General features: G+C 57.9%; 13 protein-coding genes and 1 tRNA gene. 6 read left to right on the top strand and 8 right to left on the bottom strand.

Going from position 1 to position 21,304, the window contains the following annotated elements:
* Positions 1-13: 13 nt before the first annotated feature.
* The 6 genes from ACXJJY_RS06050 to ACXJJY_RS06025 all read right to left on the bottom strand — a co-directional run bounded on the left by ACXJJY_RS06050 (position 14) and on the right by ACXJJY_RS06025 (position 9,554).
* The gene (locus ACXJJY_RS06050) at positions 14-2,440 is read right to left on the bottom strand and encodes a hybrid sensor histidine kinase/response regulator (RefSeq protein ID WP_456385997.1); all 2,427 of its coding nucleotides are present in this window, start codon (positions 2,438-2,440) and stop codon (positions 14-16) included.
* A gap of 15 nt (positions 2,441-2,455) precedes the next feature.
* A complete protein-coding gene (locus tag ACXJJY_RS06045; protein ID WP_456385995.1) occupies positions 2,456-2,824 on the bottom strand; it encodes a response regulator in 369 nt (122 codons plus the stop codon).
* The gene (locus ACXJJY_RS06040; RefSeq protein WP_456385993.1) at positions 2,790-5,903 is read right to left on the bottom strand and encodes a transporter substrate-binding domain-containing protein; all 3,114 of its coding nucleotides are present in this window, start codon (positions 5,901-5,903) and stop codon (positions 2,790-2,792) included. Before ACXJJY_RS06040 ends, ACXJJY_RS06045 begins: the two co-directional genes overlap by 35 nt.
* A 461-nt stretch (positions 5,904-6,364) precedes the next feature.
* Positions 6,365-6,441, bottom strand: a tRNA-Arg gene (locus ACXJJY_RS06035).
* Between the two features lie 89 nt (positions 6,442-6,530).
* Positions 6,531-8,909, bottom strand: coding sequence for a cysteine--tRNA ligase (gene cysS / locus ACXJJY_RS06030; protein WP_456385991.1), 2,379 nt, complete (start codon positions 8,907-8,909; stop codon positions 6,531-6,533).
* Between the two features lie 153 nt (positions 8,910-9,062).
* A complete protein-coding gene (locus ACXJJY_RS06025; RefSeq protein ID WP_456385989.1) occupies positions 9,063-9,554 on the bottom strand; it encodes a DciA family protein in 492 nt (163 codons plus the stop codon).
* A gap of 180 nt (positions 9,555-9,734) precedes the next feature.
* Here ACXJJY_RS06025 and ACXJJY_RS06020 point away from each other — a divergent pair, with 180 nt between their 5' ends.
* The 3 genes from ACXJJY_RS06020 (at position 9,735) to ACXJJY_RS06010 (ending at position 13,803) form a co-directional block, all read left to right on the top strand.
* The gene (locus tag ACXJJY_RS06020) at positions 9,735-11,078 is read left to right on the top strand and encodes a TolC family outer membrane protein (protein ID WP_456385987.1); all 1,344 of its coding nucleotides are present in this window, start codon (positions 9,735-9,737) and stop codon (positions 11,076-11,078) included.
* A gap of 85 nt (positions 11,079-11,163) precedes the next feature.
* The gene (locus tag ACXJJY_RS06015; RefSeq protein ID WP_456385985.1) at positions 11,164-11,835 is read left to right on the top strand and encodes a transglutaminase-like cysteine peptidase; all 672 of its coding nucleotides are present in this window, start codon (positions 11,164-11,166) and stop codon (positions 11,833-11,835) included.
* Between the two features lie 12 nt (positions 11,836-11,847).
* Positions 11,848-13,803 carry a bifunctional diguanylate cyclase/phosphodiesterase gene (locus ACXJJY_RS06010; protein ID WP_456385983.1) on the top strand — a complete coding sequence of 652 codons (1,956 nt, stop codon included), beginning with the start codon at positions 11,848-11,850 and terminating at the stop codon, positions 13,801-13,803.
* A gap of 28 nt (positions 13,804-13,831) precedes the next feature.
* Here the strand turns inward: ACXJJY_RS06010 and ACXJJY_RS06005 are convergent, their stop codons facing one another.
* Positions 13,832-14,161, bottom strand: a complete 330-nt coding sequence (locus ACXJJY_RS06005; RefSeq protein ID WP_456385981.1) for a hypothetical protein — start codon at positions 14,159-14,161, stop codon at positions 13,832-13,834.
* Positions 14,162-14,263: 102 nt separating this feature from the next.
* On the opposite strand from ACXJJY_RS06005, the gene ACXJJY_RS06000 reads away from it, so the two are divergent.
* Genes ACXJJY_RS06000 through ACXJJY_RS05990 form a run of 3 tightly spaced genes read left to right on the top strand, consistent with a single transcriptional unit; the run spans position 14,264 to position 18,473 of the window.
* The gene (locus ACXJJY_RS06000) at positions 14,264-16,438 is read left to right on the top strand and encodes a type I secretion system permease/ATPase (protein WP_456385979.1); all 2,175 of its coding nucleotides are present in this window, start codon (positions 14,264-14,266) and stop codon (positions 16,436-16,438) included.
* A 7-nt stretch (positions 16,439-16,445) separates the two neighbouring features.
* Positions 16,446-17,816, top strand: coding sequence for an HlyD family type I secretion periplasmic adaptor subunit (locus tag ACXJJY_RS05995; protein WP_456385977.1), 1,371 nt, complete (start codon positions 16,446-16,448; stop codon positions 17,814-17,816).
* A gap of 6 nt (positions 17,817-17,822) precedes the next feature.
* Entirely contained in the window at positions 17,823-18,473 is a 651-nt protein-coding gene (locus tag ACXJJY_RS05990) for a response regulator transcription factor (protein ID WP_456385975.1), read from the top strand.
* 38 nt (positions 18,474-18,511) lie between these two features.
* On the opposite strand, the gene ACXJJY_RS05985 is transcribed toward ACXJJY_RS05990, so the two are convergent.
* Positions 18,512-21,214 carry an Ig-like domain-containing protein gene (locus ACXJJY_RS05985; protein WP_456385973.1) on the bottom strand — a complete coding sequence of 901 codons (2,703 nt, stop codon included), beginning with the start codon at positions 21,212-21,214 and terminating at the stop codon, positions 18,512-18,514.
* Between the last annotated feature and the right edge of the window lie 90 nt (positions 21,215-21,304).

Raw genomic sequence — 21,304 nt, 5'->3', positions numbered from 1 at the left:
AACCGGACCGTTATCAGGCGGCCTTACCGGCACCAAGGAGTTCCTGTATCTTCCGGGCCAGGTCGCGAAACATCACAGGCTTCGAGATACAGGAGGCTCTACCGATCTCAACGGCCTGTTGACGAATATCGGGATCACCAAAGCCGGCCACCAGGAGAACCGGAATATCCGCTTTATACCTGCGAACCTTCCGGGCCAGCTCAGCACCATTCATGACCGGCATCGCGGTGTCGGTGATCAGCAGATCATACCGGTCCGGATGACCCGCAACGGCTGCCAGGGCCTCGGTCGGACTGGTGTGGACAGCGGCATCATAACCAAGCTCCACCAACATTCTTTGTGTCATCAGGGCCATTTCCTGCTGGTCATCGACCACCATCACCCGCTCCCTGCCTCCTGACTGAAAAAGCCCGTCGGCAAGCATGCCACTCTCCCTGGTGCTGGTCACCCGGGGCAGATAAACATGAAAAGCTGTTCCGATACCCTTTTCACTGTACACCACCAGATGCCCGCCCAGGCACTGAATTACACTGTTCACAATGGCCAGCCCCAGGCCGGTCCCTTCTCCCTGCGGCCTGGTGGTAAAATAGGGATCAAAAATCTTTTCCCGGATTTCGCGCCCCATACCGCATCCCGTATCGCCAACCTCCAGGCGAACGAAATGCCCGGTTGGCAGGTCAGAGGACAGACCCGGAACATCCGCGGCCTCCACATCCACCGGATTCAAAGAGACACTCAACCGCCCTCCACCCTCCGCCATAGCCTGGATTCCATTGACACAAAGATTCATAACCACCTGGTGCAGCCGGGTTGTGTCGGCCAGAATCATCCCGGAGTTCCGGATGTCTTCACAAATCTGCACCGTGTCCGGAACAGAGAGCCGCAATAGCCTCAGAGCCTCTTTGACGACCTGATCAGGCCGTACACGATAGACTTCCTCTTCACCCTGCCGGCTGAACATCAGGATCTGCTGGACAAGTTTCCGGGCCCGGTGACCGGCCTCAAGGACCATACTCTGCTGCCGCCAGGCCTCGCTGTCTGGCGGCAGTTCACGAAAAACCATCTCGCCATAACCAAGGATGGCCGTAAGGATGTTATTGAAATCATGAGCGATACCACCGGCAAGCGTGCCAATGGCCTCCAACTTCCGAGCCTGGGCCAGCTGCGCCTCCAACTTTCTCTGCCGCTGTTCCTGTTGTCTACGCCTGGTGATATTGCGGCTGATGGAGCGCAGATTGACCACCTGCCCATCTTCAACCTGAACAACCGTGTTGACCTCGACAAAAACATGATCTCCGTCAGCGCTCAGATAGACAGTTTCATAGGTGGCCGACTCCCTGCCCTCAAGAAGCTCCCGAAAAATGGCCGCCACCCGGTCCCGTTCCTGCGGATGGAGAATCTCCACCAGGGCACGCCCCACATAGTTTTCCCTCTCATAACCCAAAGTCGTCAACTCCACCGGATTGACATCCTGTATCACTCCCTGTGGATCAACGATGTGGATCATGTCCAGGGCCGTATCAAACAGAGAGCGGTACTTCTGTTCGCTGCGGACCAGGGCCTCCTCGGCCTGTTTACGCTCTGAGATGTCCTGCACCGTACCCATGGAGCAGATCGGTCGCCCCTCGTCATCGAAAATGGTCTGCCCCCGTTCATGAACCCATCGGATAAGGCCTTCACCTGGCACGAGACGATACTCGATTTCGTAACGGGTCTTTTTTTCCTGTGAATTACGGTGCATGTTCTCGACCAGTTCTCGATCCTGGGGATGAATACGGCTGAAAAAAACGCTGCGCGATGCATCACCAAGCTGAGGGGCCAGGCCGAGAATCCGGTACAGCTCGTCGGACCACCGCATTTCATTACTCTCCAGGTCAAGTGCCCAGTGCCCCAGACCCGCAATCTCCTCGGCTTCCCTCAGCCGCCTCTCCGATTCTGCCAGAGCCCGCTGTTCTTCCTGCAGTTTTTCCACAGTCTCCGCAAGTTTACGGGTTACACTGCTGTCATACAGGCGCAGAAGAGTTTCTTCATCTTCCAGAGGCGCAACCGGCACCGCAAGCTCTCCCCGGCGTTGCTCTTCCAGAACCTCGTCAAGCATCTCGACAAACCGTTCACCTTCTGCCGGTTTGATGATGAAACGGGAGGCTCCCAGACTCATGGCCAGCTCCTCGTCCTCCTTGTCTACAAAGGTGGCCGTATAAAAAACAAAGGGAACATCTCTGAGACGGGGGTCATTTTTTACCTCCCGGCACAACCTGAATCCGTTCATCCCCGGCATCATGATGTCTGAAATGATCATCTCAGGCATTTCCCTCCGGGCCAGATCCAGAGCCTCGGCCCCGTCTGCAGCACAGACAACCTGGTGACCCCGGGCGACAAGGAGTCGCTCCAGCATGTAGCGGCTTTCGTAATGGTCTTCAACAACGAGGATTCTGCTCATTCATGCTTCCTCCCGTCAGGTGAGATATTGCTGAACCTGTACAACAAACGTATCAGGATCAATAGGTTTTTCGATATAGCCCTCCGAACCGGCAGCCAGAACTGCTTCCCGGTCGCCGGCCATGGCGTAGGAGGTTACGGCGACGATGGGAATAGCCGCGGTCGCCGACTGCTGTTTCAATCGCCGGGCCACTTCATAACCATCCATCTCCGGCAACTGAATATCAAGGAGGACAAGATCCGGATGTTCGGCAACCGCCACCGCAAGACCCTGACGACCGTCACGCGCCTGAAGAACCGAAAAACCAGCCGCTTCGAGCAGAAAAGTGACCAGGTAGAGATTCTGCTCGTTATCCTCGATGACCAGAATTTTTTTCTGCCCCATGCCCATGTTCTCCTGCCAGCGGTATGGTGAATGTAAACCTGGATCCCTGCCCGTACGTGCTCTGCACAGATACTGTACCGCCAATCATTTCAACAACGCGTTTGCAAATCGACAACCCCAGTCCGGTACCTCCATACTGGCGGGTTATTCCGGCGTCCAGCTGCTGAAAAGGTACAAAGAGTTGTTCGAGATCCTCTGCCCGGATACCGATACCAGTGTCGGTTACCATCACATCAACCCACTTCCCGCGCCGGACGCAGTCGATGCGGACCTTCCCGTGGTCAGTGAACTTGATTGCGTTATTGACCAGATTGATCAGCACCTGACGAACCCGACGCTTGTCACTGATTATCCGATCGATTCCGGAGTCGATATCCACCTCCAGGGAAAGCCCTTTCTGACGCGCGAGGGGCAAGAGCGATTCAACCACCTCTCCGATCAGATCGCGCAAGCTGAAAGAACTCATGGAAAGAGATACCTCCCCAGCCTCAATCTTCGATATGTCAAGCACATCATTTATAAGCTGCAAAAGATGTCGGGCGCTGCCCTGCACCATTTTGAGCTGTTTTTTCTGCTCCATGTTGAGCGGTCCGGCCAGCTCTTTAAGAAGAATACCGGTAAAACCGATAATCGAGTTAAGTGGAGTGCGCAACTCATGCGACATGCTTGCCAGGAATGCACTCTTGACCCTGCTGGCGGACTCGGCTATGTCTCTGGCCGCCATCAGTTTCCGCTCAGCCACCTGTCGAAGAGACACTTCCCGGGCCAGCCGCCGATTCCAGAAAAAAACCGCCAAAACAACCAGAAATGCACCGGCGGCAATCTTCCACAAAAGAGTATAATCGACCCTTCGCTCATAAGTAACCGCCATCCAGCGCTGATAGATGGCGTTGCGCTTTTCTTCGGGAATGGCGGCCACGGCCTTTCTCATGAGACCAGCAAGCACAGGCTCATCGCCGCGAACCGCTACAGAAAGATCAAAGCTGTAAGGTGTTTCTCCGGAGACCTTGAGATTGGCCAGCCCCTCGCGGCCGATAACATGACTGATAGTAGCCAAATTGCCGACAAAGGCATAGGCCGCCCCCCTGGAGACGGCATGGAGCCCGGCCCGCACATCATCGACCGGAAGCAGGGTCAGTTGCGGATGGCTGGTCGCAAGAATCTCATGGCTCACGTACTTCCTGACCACCGCAACCCTGTGGCCCTGCAAATTATCGAGTCTGCCGATATATGGTGCTTCCCGGCCGGTAACGATAACCATGGGAAAATGGAGATAGGGTTCTGTAAAGCGCAAAAATTTCTTTCTGCCCGGTGTCGGAGCTGCCGCCGAAAGGATATCGAGCTGACCCTGCCTGATCTTTTCCATGGTCGCGGACCAGCTGTCAGGCGGGGCCGGATCGATCCTGACCCCGATAATTTCGCCGATCAGGGTCATGAAATCCGCTGAAATACCGACAAAGCGGCCCTGGCCATCCAGATATTCCACCGGAGGTCTTGCGACATCATATCCCAGGCGCAGGACAGGGTGTTCCCGGATCCAGGCTTTTTCCCCGGCGGAAAAAGAAATGGTTATGCCCGGCTCTTCAGAATCGCCACCCAGCCATTTCCTCAGAATACCGCTGACTTCATCCCGATTCATGTCATCAAGGGCGGCCTGAAGGATATCGCGCAGGACAGGCCAGTCCTTACGGACACCAATGGCGTTGACCGAGGCCACCTCTTCGACCTTTCCCATGGCCCTGAGCCCGGCAATGAGCTCCCGCTCCATAATGTACATGGCCACGGCCCGGTTACCTACAAAGGCGTCCGCCTCACCCTTGATCACTGCATCCAGGGCATCGCTGGTGGAGCCGAACTCCAGCACCCTGATCGACGGCCAACTGTCACGCAGGATCCTGACAAGAAAAAAATCACGCTCCACTGCCACGCTACGACCATCCAGGTCGGCAAGCTTGTCGTAATAAGGCCCGTTGGACGGGGCGAAGATAACCTGGGGCACCACCAGGTAAGGCCTGGTAAAATTGAAATAGGGGTCTCGCTCCGGTCGCGGAGTGATATCCATCAAGGCGTCGACCCGCTTTTCCCTGACCGCGCTATACATTTCCCCCCAGGAAAGCGGCACGATTTTGAGGATATTGCCCAGGCGCCGGTTCAGAGCAGCGATGAAATCCACTCCCACGCCCCGGGGAACACCCTGACCGTCCACATAGTCCATGGGAGGCCAGGCCTTGTTTATGGCAATGGTTATCTGAGGGTGATCAGCCAGCCAGGACAACTGCGCCGCAGTGAGTCCCGACAGGAAGCGGGAGACCTTTTTGGCCGGCGCCATGATTTTTTCCAGTGCCTGGTAATAAACGGAACCAGGATCCTTCTTTAATTCGACCAGACGAGTGTCAATACGATCAAGAATATGCCGGTTTTCTCCTCTGGGAGCGGCAAACATAAGTCGAGAGGGATAGAGCACGACGCTGGTCTCGCAAAGGCCGAAATTACGCATCTGCTGGGCTCCAAAAAGCCTATTGACCACCCCGGCATCGGCAACACCATTTTCCACAGCGGCAAAGACGCCGATCATACTGTCCATCTCCAAAAAAACCGGTTTGATACCAAAAGCCCCGGCATCTTCCTGGAGACGACTCTGTTGAAAAGACCCCCGGACCACCGCGACCTTTTTCCGGTCCAGATCAAGGATGGAACGAACACCAGTTCCATCCAGTACATAAACAACAGACCAGTTTCCAAGAACCACCTCCCGGTTGAAATCAAACCGGCGGGCCCGTTCCGGAGTATGGGCCACATCCATCATCAGGTCCAGAGAGCCCCTCTCCAACTCTTGCAAACACTGGGCCCAGACACATGGTATATACTGAATATCCCACCCTTCGCTGCGGGCGATATCCTCAAGAACGGCCGGAAAAAATCCTGCCGGATCACCGTTGCCATCGAGATAGAGCTTGGGTGGGTTCTGGTAAATCCCCACCCGTAAAGAAGCCGGTTTCTCACCCGCAACCGCATCGGACAGGGTACAGAGAAAAAGAGGCAGAACAAATGATAAAACCGTGACAATGATAGACTTCATGCAGAGCTGCTCCCTTACAGAGCATGAGGGCAAGATCATCCCGGCCAGGATGGCAGGATTTCACAAAAAACAATGGAGGCAGGTTGCCGGGGAAACATTTCAACGTGGCAGCAGGTCAATAAGTCGAGAATTATATTCTGCTGATCCTGTGGCAAACTGGAGAGAGAGCCTCTGCCCGGTCCGACCGGCCCTTGTCCTTACACTTACAGTGTAGAAGAAATCAACTCCCTGATCAAACCGATAAACAGATCCTGGCTCTTTTCCGGCACTGACACAATACTGCAATTTCTTTCGCCCATACAGATCAACGATATTGGAAGAGGCCGTGATCACTGGAACTCAATGAATCAGGCCCCTTCCCTCCGGGAAATATTCCCGAAGGTGTCACTGCCGCCCTCCGCATTCCGGCCACAAAAAAAGCCCGGCCGGGAAAAACTTCCTGGCCGGGCCTGCGTAGCCTCTGGCGCGCCAGGGAGGATTCGAACCCCCGACCTGCGGATTAGAAGTCCGCTGCTCTATCCTGCTGAGCTACTGGCGCAATTACTTTTTTTCTTGTCCCGATCCGAACCCGTCGGGCGGGTGGATCTGTTAATGTACCGGGGAGTTGGGCGGAAATCAATATCCAATTCATCTCTCTTCCAGGGCCGGCAGATTTTTCTGCAACGGTTCCACCCTGTCACACAGCCGACACACATCCGCCTGTTCCCAGACCGGCCCGCTGGCGGTGTCGTGGATGGTAATGCCGAGTCGCTGAAGTTCCTCACGCACCTCATCAGCCCGCTTCCAGTCCTTTTTCTTCCTTGCCTCCTCCCGTTCCCTGATGAGGCGGTCGATTTCCGGAGCCAGGGGGCACTGATCAAGCGACATGATGCCAAGCACGGAATTGATCCGGCGCAGCAGGTCAAATATATCTCTCTTCTGTTCCCGATCCAGGCTGGACTGCTGGAGTACCGGATTGGTATGCTTGATAAAATCAAACAAGGCACCTATGGCGCCCGAGATGTTGAGGTCATCATCCATAGCCTCGAAGAACCGCTTCTCCAGCCGGGAGACGTACACGGTGACCTCAGGATGAGGCAGTCCCGGCGGCAGACAGAGCAGCTTGCGGGTGAACTCATCGATGCGGCGCAGGGCAGTGCGGACCGAGTCGAGTCGGCGATAGGAAAAATGGAGTGGCTTTCGGTAATGGACTCCGAGAAGAAGAAAACGGACCTCACGACCCGTGTAGCCCCGCTCCAAAACCTCGTCAAGAATGACCACGTTGCCGGCTTCGGCCGACATCTTGCGCCCATCCTTGAGCAGCAGTCCGGAATGGAGCCAGTACCGGGCCAGCGGTTTGCCGGTCAGAGCCTCGGCAATGGCGATTTCGTTCTCATGGTGGGGAAAAATCAGATCCTGGCTGGCAGTATGGATATCCAGGGTCTCACCGAGGTACCGGGTAGACATGGCGGAACACTCGATATGCCAGCCAGGCCGGACATTGCCCCAGTCGGTTTCAAAAAAGATTCCCTTTTTCAATTCTCCCAGAGTGGAGCGTTTGAGAAGGGTGAAGTCCCGGGGATTGTCCTTTTCATAATCGTCCAGATCCACCGTACGGCCCACTCTGATCTTACCCAGGTCCACCCCGGAAAGGCGGCCATAACGCTTGAACTTGGAAATATCGAAATAGATCGAGCCATGCTTCTCGTAGGCATACCCCTTATGGATGAGTTCATGGGCAATCTCAATCATGTCGCCGACATGCTCGGAGGCCCGGGGATAGCCGCTGGCCTGCTTGACCCCGAGTTTTTCCGCTGCCGCCTTGAAGGCCTGGATATACCCGTCCGTGAACTCTTTGAGAGCCTTGCCGGCCTTTTCCGCCCCGGCAATGGTGTTGTCATCCAGGTCGGTGAAGTTCATGTAGGACTGCACCTCATAGCCCTTGAGCTCCAGGTAGCGAACCATGAGGTCAGCCACCACCAGCCGCCGGCAGTGGGCCAGGTTGGGTGGTTCATAGGCTGTGGGCCCGCAGGCATAGAAGGTGACCCGTTTCTTGGCAAGCGGCTCAAAGGGTTGCTTCTTCCTGGCCATGGTGTTGTAGAATCGAAGAGAAGAGCGCTTTTTTTCCCGCCTGGCCTGCGAAACGAACAACGGGGTGCTGAGATAGCGCTCACCGCCATCGGGTAAAATGGCCACCACCACCCCCCGATCGAGTTCTCCGGCCCGCTCCAGGGCCGCTACCATGGCCGCCCCTGAACTCATGCCGACAAAAATACCCTCTTCCCGGGCCAGCATTCTCGCCATCTCGAAGGCATCGTCGTCGGCCACGTTGACGATCTTGTAGGGCAGGGACTTGTCGAAAATACCGGGACGATACGACTCCTTCATATTCTTGAGCCCCTGTATTTTGTGGCCATAATAAGGCTCCACTGCGATCACCCGCACCTCCGGATGATGCTCGGCGAACCAGCGGCACAACCCCATGGCAGTTCCCGAGGTCCCCAGGGTGGTGATGATGTCGGTTACCCGGCCGCCGGTCTGCTCCCAGATCTCGGGCCCGGTGGTCTGGTAATGGGCCTGCCAGTTGGCGGGATTATTGAACTGATCGGTGAGATAGTAAAGTTCCGGATGTTCGCGGGCCATGGCGTAGACCTTTTCAATGGCTCCATCGGTGGACCGCCTGGCCGGGGTAAGGATGATTTCAGCGCCGTAGGCCTGCATGATCTGCCGCCGCTCCACACTGGCCGACTCGGGCATGACGAGCTGACAGCGATACCCCTTGGCAGCGCAGACCATGGCCAGGCCAATACCTGTGTTGCCGCTGGTGGCCTCGAGCACGATTTTGTCCCGGGTCAGCTCGCCGCTTTTTTCCCCTGCTTCGATGAGTGACAGGGCTATCCGGTCTTTGACCGAGCCGCCGGGATTGCGGGATTCCAGCTTGCCGACCACCGTGGCCCTGTGGCCGGCTGCCAGCCGGACAATGGGGACCAGCGGGGTGTTTCCGATTAGTTCTATTATGTTTTTCATAGGTTATGATCTCAACTCGAAAAAATCATCCTTGGAAACAATGGATATGTATACGGATAAACCAGTACCGGATCCACTGGGTGATCATATAATACTATTTACAGGCTCCAGGCAAGACAGGCGTAGCGCCAGGATCAACCCACGGGCTGAAAATCACCCATCATTTCTCCCGGACAGCCCTTTTTTGCGGGAGGCGAGCCACAACCGAAACAAGGCCTCCTGGCTCTCCGGATCTGCAATACCGGAAACCATGGTCCGGAAGCTCTCCTCCTCCCCAGGCGTCAACTTTCTCTCAGGAGTTGCCTCAGGCTCCCGGTGCTCATTCTCGGGCAGCAGTTCAGGGGGAAAGAGCAGCCAACGCAGATCAGCCACCTCATCCTGACTCAAGTACCGGCGGATCCGGTCCAGCAGATCCTGCTTCTGCAACTGAAGCTGTTGCATCCAGATGGGACTGGAGACATAGATCCATAAAACATCACGGCGGAAAAAAGCCGGCATGCTCCGGGCGGACACAGTCTCCCCGACAATGGAGGACCAGTCCCGGGCCAGTCCGACCAGGCCCCACTGGACCCTCCAGCTGCGACGGTCAAAAATCTCGGCCAGTCCCTGACCCAGTGGTGATGGCTCCTGATGTTTCTTCAACATGGTGGGTGATCTCGACCGGTCTCCCTTCAAAAAAAACTCCTTGCTCCGCTCAACTGCAAAAAAAAATTGACCACCTGTCAGGGACGTGCGACAATGCAGACAACACGTCTCGATCATTGAGCTTTTCCCTGAACAATGCACCGGATCCCCGATGCCTCTTTTTGTTCGCAGGAGACTTACTTGAACAGAACCACACTCTTTATCGTCACAGCCTGCCTGACCATGACAACCCGACTCCTCGCCGGACCGGTACCCCTGGGGGCGGAAACCCTGGTCGAAGCCGTCGGCTCCATACTCCACAACCACCCCGAGGTCCGCTCCGCGGTTCACAGCCGCGAGGCCGTGGCAACCCAGGTGACCCGAGCCAGAGCCGATTACTTTCCCTCTGTGGATATCCTGGCCGGCAGCGGCACCGGCCGGGTATACGAACCCGGAGGCTCGGACATCAATCCGCAGGAGCTTACCATCAGCCTGCGTCAGAATCTTTTTGCCGGTTTCGCCACTCTCAATGAAACCAGGCAACAGCAATCCAGAAGCAGGGCTGCGTCCTTTCGACTCCAGGCCATTTCAGAAAACATAGCGCTAAAGGCGTCAAGAGTCTACCTCAACGTCCTCCGCCAGCAGGAACTACTCGAACTGGCCAGGGAAAATCTCGTTCTACACCAGCGAATAAGCGATCAAATCAGATTGCGCAGCGAGTCCGGAATTTCCACCCGAACCGATATGGAGCAGATCACCGGTCGCCTCGCCCTGGCCCAGGCAAACGAAATTATCGCCCGGACCAACCTGATGGATGCGAAAACCAGCTACCAGGCCCTGGTCGGTCACCTGCCGGGAAAACTTGTCCAGCCACCTCACCTGGACCAGGAACTGCCGACGGACCTGGAAAAGGCCCAGGCCATGGCTCTGCGACAGCATCCCAGTCTGAAATCCGCCGAAGCCGACCTTGCTGCCAGCCAGGCCAGGGCCAGGGTGGCCAAAAGTTCCCTTCTGCCCCGGATCGACCTGGAAGTGGATCGAAAATGGAATAAAGAATTCGATGCCGGTGACAGCAGACAGGACGACCTGGTTGCCATGGTCCGGTTGCGTTACAATCTCTTCCGGGGCGGAAGGGATCATGCCAGCAGACTGGAAACCAGCCACCTGGTCCAGGAAGCGAGAGAACTGCGCAACAACATTCGCCGCCAGATTATTGAGTCCATCCGTCTCTCCTGGATGGCCTATCAGAGTGTGCAGGAGCGGCTGCCGTTTCTGGAAACCCGGGTCCAGGCCAGCAGGGCAACGGCCCGCTCCTATACCAAACAGTGGAATATTGGCCGCCGGACGCTGCTCGACGTTCTTGATGCCGAAGCCGAACGGATCGACGCGGAGCGCGACCTGGTCCATGCCCGGTATGACTTCATCTATGCCTGCTGCCGCATTCTGAACAGTTCCGGCAGGTTAGTCCAGACACTGGGGCTCAAGTGGCCCCGGGAAGCCCGTATTGACACCCACGACCAGAACTCTGAAAAAAAACAGGACTGATCAACCACCTGTTCCCGGCGGCCCCCCGGTCCACCACCGGCACCATCATGGTGCGGTCAGGGTTTCTTTCTGTCCGCCGTCCATCATGGCACCCTGGTGGCACGCAACCGCTCTCATCCTCCTCCTTCTGGCTGTGACCCTGCAGGGAATCTCTCCCTCCCTGGCCTTGTCCGAAAGGTTTTCCCTGAATTCCTCTGTCCTGGAAGCGGCCCGACGCCGATATGGCCCAGAGGCCGGAGAACGGCTGCACCAGTGGGTCGAACTGATCAACCAAGACACCAGCAAAAATGCGCGCGAAAAACTGGAGAAGGTTAATGATTTTTTCAACCGGCTGGACTTTGTCGACGATACCGTCCACTGGAAAAAAAAGGATTACTGGGCTACACCGGTGGAATTCCTTGCCAGTGGCGGCGGCGACTGCGAGGACTTTGCCATGGCCAAGTACTTTACCCTCCGTGCCCTGGGCATCCCGGACAAACATCTCACCCTTACCTATGTCAAGGCGCTGCGCTACAACCTGGCCCATATGGTAGTAACCTACTATCCGGCTCCGGGCAGTGAACCCCTCATCCTCGACAACCTGGACAAAACCATCAAACCGGCTTCCCGGCGCCGTGATCTGCTACCGGTGTACAGTTTCAACGGCACCGGCCTGTGGCTGGCCAAACAGCGGGGCCAGGGCCGGTTTGTCGGCCCCAGCGACCGGCTCAGTCGCTGGCAGGACGTACTCAACCGACTTCCCAAAGGATTGTTTTAAGCGAGGCCTTCCATGACATTATACCGCCAGCTTCTCCTCTTCATCCTGATCCTGATCCTGACCCTGTTCACGGTGAGCTGGGTGACCCGGCTGCAGGCCACCAAAACATATCTCCAGCAGCAGCTCCAGTCCCATGCCCAAGACACTGCTACCTCTCTGGGCCTGACCATTTCCGCCTACTCGGCCCAGGATGACATAGCCGCAGCCGAGACCATCATCAACACCATCTTTGACCGCGGGTACTACCGGCTCATCGTTCTAAAGGACCTGGATGGCCTGATCCGGGTCAAAAGGTCCATGGAGGTGGCCCTGGACACCGTTCCCCCATGGTTCATCCACCTTGTGCCCCTGGAACCGCCCCGTGCCACGGCCAGAGTCATGGATGGCTGGTTCCAGGCCGGAACCATCGTGGTGGAAAGTCATCCGGGATTTGCCTACATCTCTCTGTGGGACACCACGGTCAGCATGACGTGCTGGTACCTGCTCCTGGCCGCCCTGGCCTGCCTTGCAGGCGGCATAGGCCTGCGCCTGCTGCTCAGGCCTCTTGCCAGGGTGGAAGACCAGGCCCGAGCCCTCAGCCAACGCCGGTTTGAAATCCAGGAGCCCATACCCAGAACCCGTGAACTGCGCCAGGTTGTCCAGGCCATGAACCAGATGACTCTGCGGGTCAAGACCATGTTCGAAGAACAGGCCAGGACCGCACAGCAGCTGCGTCGTCAGGCCTACAGCGACCCCCTCACCAGACTGGGCAACCGCCGCTACCTGGAAAACCAGGTCGTCAGTCGGACAGACCGGCCCGGGACCGAGATCCGGGGGACCTTTCTCCTGGTCCACATAACAGGGCTCAGAGAGCTCAACGAAAAAAAGGGGTTTAAGGCTGGCGATGCGCGGATCCAGACCGTGGCCGATATCCTCCGGACGGGAACCGAAGATATTCCCGGGGCTGCCGTGGCCCGGCTCACCGGCGGTGATTTCGGGGTCTTTCTCCCGGATACCGGCCTGGATGAGGCCAGCCAGGTGGCCGACGCCATCTGCCAGCGATTATGGGACCTGGGAGAGAAACACCATCCCCTGGCAGGCACGGGCTCCATCGGCGGAGTGGTCTTTACCAAAAAGACATCGTTTTCCACCCTCCTGGCCGGTGCCGACTCCGCCATGCAGGCAGCCTCCAGCAAGGGACCGAACCAGTGGGTGATCCGCCGGATCCCCTCACGAACAGAAGATCTTACCCGGGGCCGGATCGGCTGGAAAAAGGTTCTGGAACAGGCCATTGCCGAAGAAGACATTGTCCTGTTCGGCCAGGCCTGCGTAGCCCTGGATGATCCGCAGCGAATCCTTCACCGCGAAATACTGGCACGTTTGCGAAAAAGTGACGGAGGACTGCTCCGGGCCGAACAGTTTGTCCCTCTGACCCACCGGTTGGGCCTGATCACCCGGCTGGACAGGAGTGTGGTGGAAAAAGCCATGGCACTGACCAGAGATGAGGCCGGAGCAGACCAGCTGGCAATCAACATCTCCCCCGTCTCACTGGCCGACAGACCGTTTACGAACTGGTTACTTGCCAGGCTGGAAGAAGACAGCCGGGACAGGCCACGGTTCATCTTCGAGTTTACGGAATTTTCCGCGGTCCGGCACCTGGAACTTCTGGCCGAACTGGGCCGTCGGATCCGCGACCTGGGCCATGGTTACGGCATTGACCATTTTGGCCAGGGATTTGCCAATTTCGGCTATCTGAAGAGTCTCCAGCCCGATTATGTCAAAATCGACCGGGCCTTTACCCGGGAGCTGGTATCAGCGGGCAGTGACAGCCATTTCTTCATCCATTCGCTGTGCAGCGTGGCCCACAGCCTGGGCATCGCGGTCCATGGAGAAGGAGTGGAAACAAAAGATCAGCATCTCCTGCTGAGTGGACTGAGCCTGGATGGTCTCCAGGGATACTATCTGGACCATCCACGGGAGATAGCCTGAAGAGAGAGGTCACCAGCAAGCTCCAAACTCACAGAATGTCGTCCACCATGAGCGGATCCCGGCTCATCCTGCGCCGCAACTGCTTGCGATCCTGGATTTTTTTCTGGGCCTCCTCGGGAAGTTCAGTAAAGAGGATAACCTTTTTGCGCACCAGCAGATCAATCAGGTCTTCAAGGACACGGATGATACTGTTATCTGAAAGAGAGAGAAGCCGGGACAGTGCGTCCTTTTCCCCGGAAGAGCAGAGAAACTCGAGCACCTCAGGATCCAGGAGCTCCTTTGCTTCCACGGCCCGGTCTCCGGGTTGCCGACAGATGGCGACAATCTTTCCCTGTTCATCTCGCTCGACATATAACATATTGATCTCCCAAAGAGTATTTGACCAACCACTGTCCTTGTGCTTAAATCATAGTAGCATGCAACCTCGCCCTGCACAACAACACCCAACCAACCCGAGACCATGACCGTTGCCACGGCTGCCGGACCGGATACTAAATGGACCCCGGGCAGCGATACCGATACTTTTGACGACCCTCTGACCGACTGCCTGGTCCAGCTGGCCCGGATCCACGGCTGTCCGGCCTCGAGGACCGCGCTGCGGGCCGGTCTGCCGCTGGTACGAAACCGGCTTACCGTGGAGCTTTTCTCCAGGGCGGCCGAGCGGGCCGGAATGGCGTCCCGGGTCGTCAAACGGCCCCTGGACTCCATGACCAACCTGGAACTGCCGGCGGTACTGCTGCTTAACGGTCACCGGGCCTGTATCGCCCTGGAGATCGACCGGGACAAACAGCGAATCACTGCATTGTTGCCGGAAACCGGAATGGGCGAAGAAACCTTCGCCTGCGGCGAACTGGAGGATCTCTATACCGGCTATGCCATCTTTGTCCGCCCAAGATTCCGCAACCGGCAGGAAACCATGGACCCATCGGGCGAGGAAAGACCAGGACACTGGTTCTGGTCCACCCTGGCTCGCTCCTGGCGTATCTATCGCGATGTGTTGATCGCCTCGTTCCTGATAAATGTCTTCGGCCTGGCCGGGCCGTTTTTCACCCTGAATGTCTATGACCGCGTCATCCCCAACAATGCCTTCGAAACCCTCTGGGTCCTGGCGACCGGGATCGGCGTGGTCTACTTCTTTAACCTCGTCATGCGGGGTCTGCGCAGCTATTTTATAGACGAAGCCGGCAAAAAGGCCAACCTGCGACTGTCGGCCATGTTGTTTGCAAAGGTGCTCGGGTTGCGAATGGAGTTTCGTCCCAAATCCGTCGGCGCCTTTGCCAAAAACCTGGAACAGTTTGAATCGATCCGCGACTTCATCACCTCCTTCTCCATCACCGCACTCATCGACCTGCCTTTCATGTTCCTGGCTCTGGGCGCGATCTGGTACCTGGGCGGCCCTGTCGCACTGATCCACGCGGGGGCCATCGTTCTCCTGCTCCTCTACGCGATCCTGATCCAGGTTCCCCTGAAAAAAGCCGTGGAAAAAAGTTTCTCCGCCGCGGCCCAGAAAAACGGTATCCTGGTCGAGGGTCTGTCAGGTATCGAGACCATCAAGATGCTCGGTGCCGAAGGCCAGCTCCAGCGTGCCTGGGAGGAAGCGGTCTCCTACATTGCCACATGGAGTGCCAGGGCCAGGTTCCTTTCCTCGTCGGTCAACCATGTGGCCAATTTCATCCTCAACATGACCGTGGTGGGAGTGGTTGTTGCCGGAGTATACCGGATCGCTGCCGGTGAGCTGACCCAGGGCGGTCTCATCGCCCTGGTAATTCTGACGCGCCAGGCCGTGGCGCCCATGTCCCAGGTTGTCAGCCTGGCCACGCGGTTCCACAGGGCCCGGGCCGCCCTGCAGACCTTGAACCGGATCATGGCCCTGCCGGAGGAACGGCCTGCAGGAATAAACTTTCTCCACCGGGCCACCTTTCGCGGTGCTATCAGCCTGAAGCAGGTTGACTTTGCCTATCCGGACCAGAAGGTGGAAACCCTGAAAAACATTACCCTCTCCATCAATCCCGGGGAGAAAGTGGGCATCATCGGCCCCATCGGCTCGGGTAAGACCACCCTGGGCAAGCTCCTGCTCGGCCTCTACCAACCGACCGCGGGCCTGGTCTGCATGGACGGGACCGATATCCGGCAGATCGATCCGGCCCAGCTACGACGCGTCATCGGCTACGTACCCCAGGACATCGTCCTCTTTCGGGGCACCATCCGCGACAACATCATTCTTGGATCACCCGATGTGGACGACGACACCGTCCTACGGGCAGCGGAACTGGCCGGAGTCACTGAAATCGTCAATCACCACCCAATGGGTTTTGACATGGAGACCGGCGAACAGGGGAGCGGTCTGTCCGGTGGCCAGCGCCAGACCGTGGCCATGGCGCGGGCACTGCTCCACGATCCACCGGTCCTGGTGCTGGACGAGCCATCGAGCGCCATGGACAACCGAACCGAATCGCACCTCAAGACCCGCCTGGCCACCCTCCTGGCCCCCAAGACCCTGATCCTTATCACCCACCGGGCCTCCCTGCTTGACCTGGTGGACAGGATCATCGTAATCGATAAAGGTACCGTGGTTGCCGACGGATCCCGGAGCCGGGTGCTGGAAGCGCTCAAGACCGGACAACTGAGCCTGTAAACGAACCATGGCCAGAACAGAAAAACAACCGGACCGGAAAAAACCTCCCGGTATATTCCGACGGATGCCGGCCCGCGACGTGGACATGGTAACCGATATCCGCACAGCTATTCTCGTCCAGTCGCCCCGCGGAGGCCGGATCATCCTGTGGACGGTGGTGCTCTTTTTCGCCCTGGCCATCTACTGGGCTGCCAATTCCGAGATAGAGGAAGTCACCCGGGCCACCGGTAAAGTCATTCCCTCCCGCCAGGTACAGGTGATCCAGAATCTTGAGGGCGGCATCCTCTCGGAGATCCTGGTCCAAGTGGGCGATGTGGTGGAAAAGGGACAGCTGCTGCTGCGCATCGACGAAACCAGATTTTCAGCTCCGTACCAGGAAAGCCATATCCAGACCCTGGCCCTGAAGGCCAGGATCGCCCGTCTGGAAGCCGAAATCAATCAGGTTTCCTTTGAGGTCCCGGAAGAAGTGGCCCGGGAGATGCCTGCTATCGTTGAACGTGAACAACAGCTCCATGCCTCGAGACAAAAGGAACTGGCCGCCTCCCTGCAGGTCCTCAAGGAACAGCTCCGTCAGCGGCAGCAGGAGGTGACAGAGCTGAAAGCCAGGCTGAGGGAACTAACCCGGACCCGGGAACTGCTGCAAAAAGAGCTGCAGATGACCCGGCCGCTGATGAAGGATGGAGCGGTTTCCATGGTGGAGGTCCTGCAACTGGAGCGCCAGCTCAGCCAGATGCAGGGCGAGATCGAATCGACCCGACTGGCCATTCCCCGGGCCCGTTCCCGGATCGTCGAGGCCGAACAGGCGCTCAAAGAGAAACGACTCGCCTTTGCCAACAAGGCCAAAACAGAACTTGGCGAGGCCTATGCCCGGCTGGAAGAACTCTCGGCAACCTCGATAGCCCTCATGGACCGGCTCAAACGGACGGCGGTACGCTCGCCGGTACGAGGAACGGTCAACCGGATCCTGGTCAACACCGTGGGCGGGGTCATCAAGCCGGGAATGGACCTGATCGAGATCGTCCCCCTGGAGGATACCCTGCTCATTGAGGCAAAGATCAAGCCGGCCGACATCGCCTTTCTCCACCCGGATCAGAGGGCCATGGTCAAGTTCACGGCCTATGATTTCACTGTCTACGGCGGCCTTGAAGCAAGGCTCGAGCACATCAGTGCCGACTCGATCACCGACGGGAAGGGAGGCAGCTTTTATATTGTCCGGCTGCGGACCGACCGCAACTACCTCGGCCCGGCCGACAACCCCCTGCCCATCATCCCGGGCATGGTGGTCACCGTGGATATCCTGACCGGGAAAAAGACCATCCTCTCCTACCTGCTAAAGCCCATGCTCCGGGCGAAGATGCTGGCACTGCGGGAGAGATAGCGCGCGATGAACCTCATTATCTGCAGTGACCGCGATCCGGTGCGCCGGCGGTGGCAGGAGCCCCTCTCCGACCGACATGAGATCTTCCACGCCTCGACCCTCAGGGATCTGGATATCCTGCTTCGCGAAACACAACCAGACCTTCTCCTGCTGCACAGGACCATGGTGGACCTGAAAACCGTCGGCCGGATCTGTGGCAATATGACGCATTGCCGACTCTTTGTACTCTCCGACCGGCCGGACAACGACGAGGGGCTGGCCCTGCTCCGTCTCGGGGTGGTGGGATATGCCAACACCTACATTGCCCCGGCCAGACTCCAGGAGGCGGTGCGGGTGATTCTCACCGGCTCGGTATGGGTGGGACAGCAGCTGATGGGTCACCTGATCCGGACGTCGATTGGTGAAGGAAAAGGAGCGAGCAGAAGCCCGGAAACAGCGGCCGGATCGCGGAGGGACAGGATCCTGCCCGAACTCTCCGACCGGGAGTTCCAGATAGCCTCGCTGGTTGCCCTCGGGCTCACCAACCCGCAGATTGCCCACAGGTTGGAAATTACGGAGCGAACAGTCAAGGCGCATCTGAGCGCCATCTACGCCAAGACCGGGACCCGCGGCCGCCTGAACCTGGCCCTGCTCCTCCATGGAACAGAGCAGGGCTGAGAGCTCCCAACCCGGGCAGCAACCAAAGGACGTAACCTCTACACGGTGGGATCAGGCGGGGGCACCAGGTCATCCACGCTGGTATCCCCGGGATCACTGGTGCCATCGACGAGCAGGTCACCACCGTCATCGGCAAAAAGATCGCTGCCAGGATCGGAGGAGTCGGCCACCCCATCGCCGGCCCTGGTATCGACACCGGCTCCTGACAGGCCCTCGGCATCACCCCCGAACAGGATATCATCCCCGTCGCCGCCAGCGAGAATGTCTCCTTCCGGGCTGTCACCGATCACATCCGAACCATGGGTCCCGATAAGATCTCCGTCTCCGTCCAACACCACATTGAGCCGACCTGAGACCGTGTCTCCGTCCCCATCGGTTGCCACCACTTCATAGCTGAGCGCATAATTCATTTCGCTGCTGACCGAGACAACCCTGTAGGCTCCCGCCAGAGCCACCGGCGCGTCATTATACTCCAGCACCACTGTGTCAAAAAGTGATCCGGCCTGGGCCAGGTCGACGGTCAGCACCTGTTCCTGGCCCAGCAGAAGATCACCGTCCACAACTCCGGAGGCAACCTGTTCACCTTCCAGATAGGCGGTCCAGACAGCCTGCTCGCTGTAGATCGTGTTCATGACAGCCACGCTGTCAAGACCCTCCAGGGTGGCGCTTATGAAACTCACCGGACCATCGAAATGCAGCTCCAGAGGATTTTCCGCGTTCACGGTTTCGCCGATATCCTGAACCAGGATGTGGTCCAGGCTATTGGCTGCATCCAGGGACACTGTCCAGGTCGCGGTTTCAGAATCAACATTGACCGTAAAGACCGGGTGGTGGTCAAATGCCCGCACCGCTCTCAGAGTGGACGGATCATCCTCCTGATAAATCAGGGGCTGGCCGTCCGAGGTAAGCTGGCGTCCGGCGTTGTCCACCACGTAACCGTGAGCATCGGTTGTCCCGACAAGCTGGAGGGACTCCCCGAGCGGAGCCGCTCCATCAGCACCAAAAGCAATACCAAGATCCGCGGTCAGGCTGTTGCCGGTTTCGTTGGCAAGATGGATCGTCGGCGTCATGGTGAAGGAGGGCTGATCATCGGTGAGCGTGATCGACAGAGTGGAGGTATCCCGCGAGCCATCGCCGTCTTCCACCTGAACGAAAAAGAGCTCCCGGTCCGGAATCAGGTCTCCGTGGTCGATGTCGGCCGGTGGAGTATAGGTGAACTGGCCGTCATCCTGAAAGATGATGGTTCCTCCCTGGGCTGTTGCCAGCTCTGTATTCAGGGCAAAGCTCACACCGGGACCGAAATCGCCGCTGACCCCAACAAGATGCAGGGCCCCGTCAGCCCCGGCCTGATCGTTTTCCAGCACATTGCCGCGAAGCTGACTACCTGACCCCTCTTGCACGGAATAACTGTCCTGAACAGCCTCTGGTTCATTGTCGAGCACGGTCACGGTGAGGACCGCACTGGCCGGGCTGCCATCCCGGTCCTCCACCGTGTATGTAAACTGTTCCGAAATCGGTTGGTTATGGCCATCGCCATCCAGGGGATTATCGACCCGGTCCGGGGCGGTATAGAGATAGCTTCCATCGCTGTGGAAGATAATGGTGCCGCCAAGAGCAGTGGTCAGGGGAGTATCGAGGGCAAAGGTCTCCCCGGGAGCCAGATCACCTTCCACCAGGACCAGGCGCAACCCCTGATCAGCACCCTGGCTGTCTTCGGCCGCCGGCTCATAGCGCCCATCGTCCCAGCCAAAAATCAGGTTGCCGCCAACGCTTGTCGCACCATCCTGTTCCCCGGCTTCCATGATCATGTTGCTGTCCGGCCTGGCATGGGGAGCGGAATCAAGGATATGGACAGTGAGGGTGCTGGTGGTGGAGTCACCATCGCCATCACTCACTGTATAGACAAAGGTTTCCTGATCGGGCAGCCCGTCGCCCTGACCACGATTTTCGTGCAGGATACCACCCTGGATGGAATAGGTGTACGATCCATCACTGGACACGGTCAGCCGGCCACCCATGGGCGTGGTATGGGTCACGGTCTGACCAGGGGCAATGGTATAGCTTACGCCGCCTATTTCCACCCCGGTTACGGCAAGCCGCCCATCAGCCGGGACATCGTTTTGCAGCAGGTTTCCCGTTGCCAGAACGGCCTCTGCTGCTGATTCCAGTACCAGGGCCTGGTCCGGCTCGGCCACGAGCTGCAGACCGGCAGCCGCAGGCAGTCTCTCCTCCCCGCCCACAGGATCCAGGACAAGAAAATCAGGCGGCTGGTCCGTGGTGACGTCGGGGTTGTCCGGCAGGACCTCGGCTCCGATGGTATCGAATTTGACATAGTAATGATCTCCTGTGGAAGAGGGTGGGCCGGCAGCAGGCGGCTCCTCTTCCAGAGAGGGATCGAAATCCGGATCCAGCAGGGCCTGCTGGATGTCCTTAACCTCGCTGACCATGTCCTGCAGATCCAGACCGTCCATGCCGCCATGAACATCGTCGTCGAGTAACACCTCGGACATTCTCCCGAGATCAAGCCGGGTCTGGAGCTGATCGTCAAAAACAATGGAGACCATCCCATCGGGGCCGGTGACGATCAGCTCGTCGGCAAAAACCGGACTGCCAGGCTGTAGAAGCCGCTGACTCCCATCCCCGGCCACGGCTCGCACCTGTCCGTACAGAACCGTCACCCTGCCAACTTCCACCTGTATCACCGGTTCGACCGGCTGCTGCCCGCGGCTGTTTTCCACCATACCCGCTCTCTTAAGGATTGCACAGTATCACCGCCTCTCCGTTCCCATCCGGGACCAAAGAGACCAGTTATTGTCTATTACAGAAAACCA

It is taken from the genome of Desulfolithobacter sp., from assembly GCF_054025815.1.
The sequence above is the reverse complement of the archived record's forward strand: the minus strand, read 5'-3'. Positions and strand labels throughout refer to the sequence as shown.

Coding starts and splice junctions, on each gene's coding strand:
- ACXJJY_RS06050 (WP_456385997.1), bottom strand. CDS start 2,440: ATGAGCAGAATCCTCGTTGTTGAAGACCATTACGAAAGCCGCTACATG.
- ACXJJY_RS06045 (WP_456385995.1), bottom strand. CDS start 2,824: ATGGGGCAGAAAAAAATTCTGGTCATCGAGGATAACGAGCAGAATCTC.
- ACXJJY_RS06040 (WP_456385993.1), bottom strand. CDS start 5,903: ATGAAGTCTATCATTGTCACGGTTTTATCATTTGTTCTGCCTCTTTTT.
- cysS (WP_456385991.1), bottom strand. CDS start 8,909: ATGAAAAACATAATAGAACTAATCGGAAACACCCCGCTGGTCCCCATT.
- ACXJJY_RS06025 (WP_456385989.1), bottom strand. CDS start 9,554: ATGTTGAAGAAACATCAGGAGCCATCACCACTGGGTCAGGGACTGGCC.
- ACXJJY_RS06015 (WP_456385985.1), top strand. CDS start 11,164: ATGGCACCCTGGTGGCACGCAACCGCTCTCATCCTCCTCCTTCTGGCT.
- ACXJJY_RS06010 (WP_456385983.1), top strand. CDS start 11,848: ATGACATTATACCGCCAGCTTCTCCTCTTCATCCTGATCCTGATCCTG.
- ACXJJY_RS06005 (WP_456385981.1), bottom strand. CDS start 14,161: ATGTTATATGTCGAGCGAGATGAACAGGGAAAGATTGTCGCCATCTGT.
- ACXJJY_RS06000 (WP_456385979.1), top strand. CDS start 14,264: ATGACCGTTGCCACGGCTGCCGGACCGGATACTAAATGGACCCCGGGC.
- ACXJJY_RS05995 (WP_456385977.1), top strand. CDS start 16,446: ATGGCCAGAACAGAAAAACAACCGGACCGGAAAAAACCTCCCGGTATA.
- ACXJJY_RS05990 (WP_456385975.1), top strand. CDS start 17,823: ATGAACCTCATTATCTGCAGTGACCGCGATCCGGTGCGCCGGCGGTGG.
- ACXJJY_RS05985 (WP_456385973.1), bottom strand. CDS start 21,214: ATGGTGGAAAACAGCCGCGGGCAGCAGCCGGTCGAACCGGTGATACAG.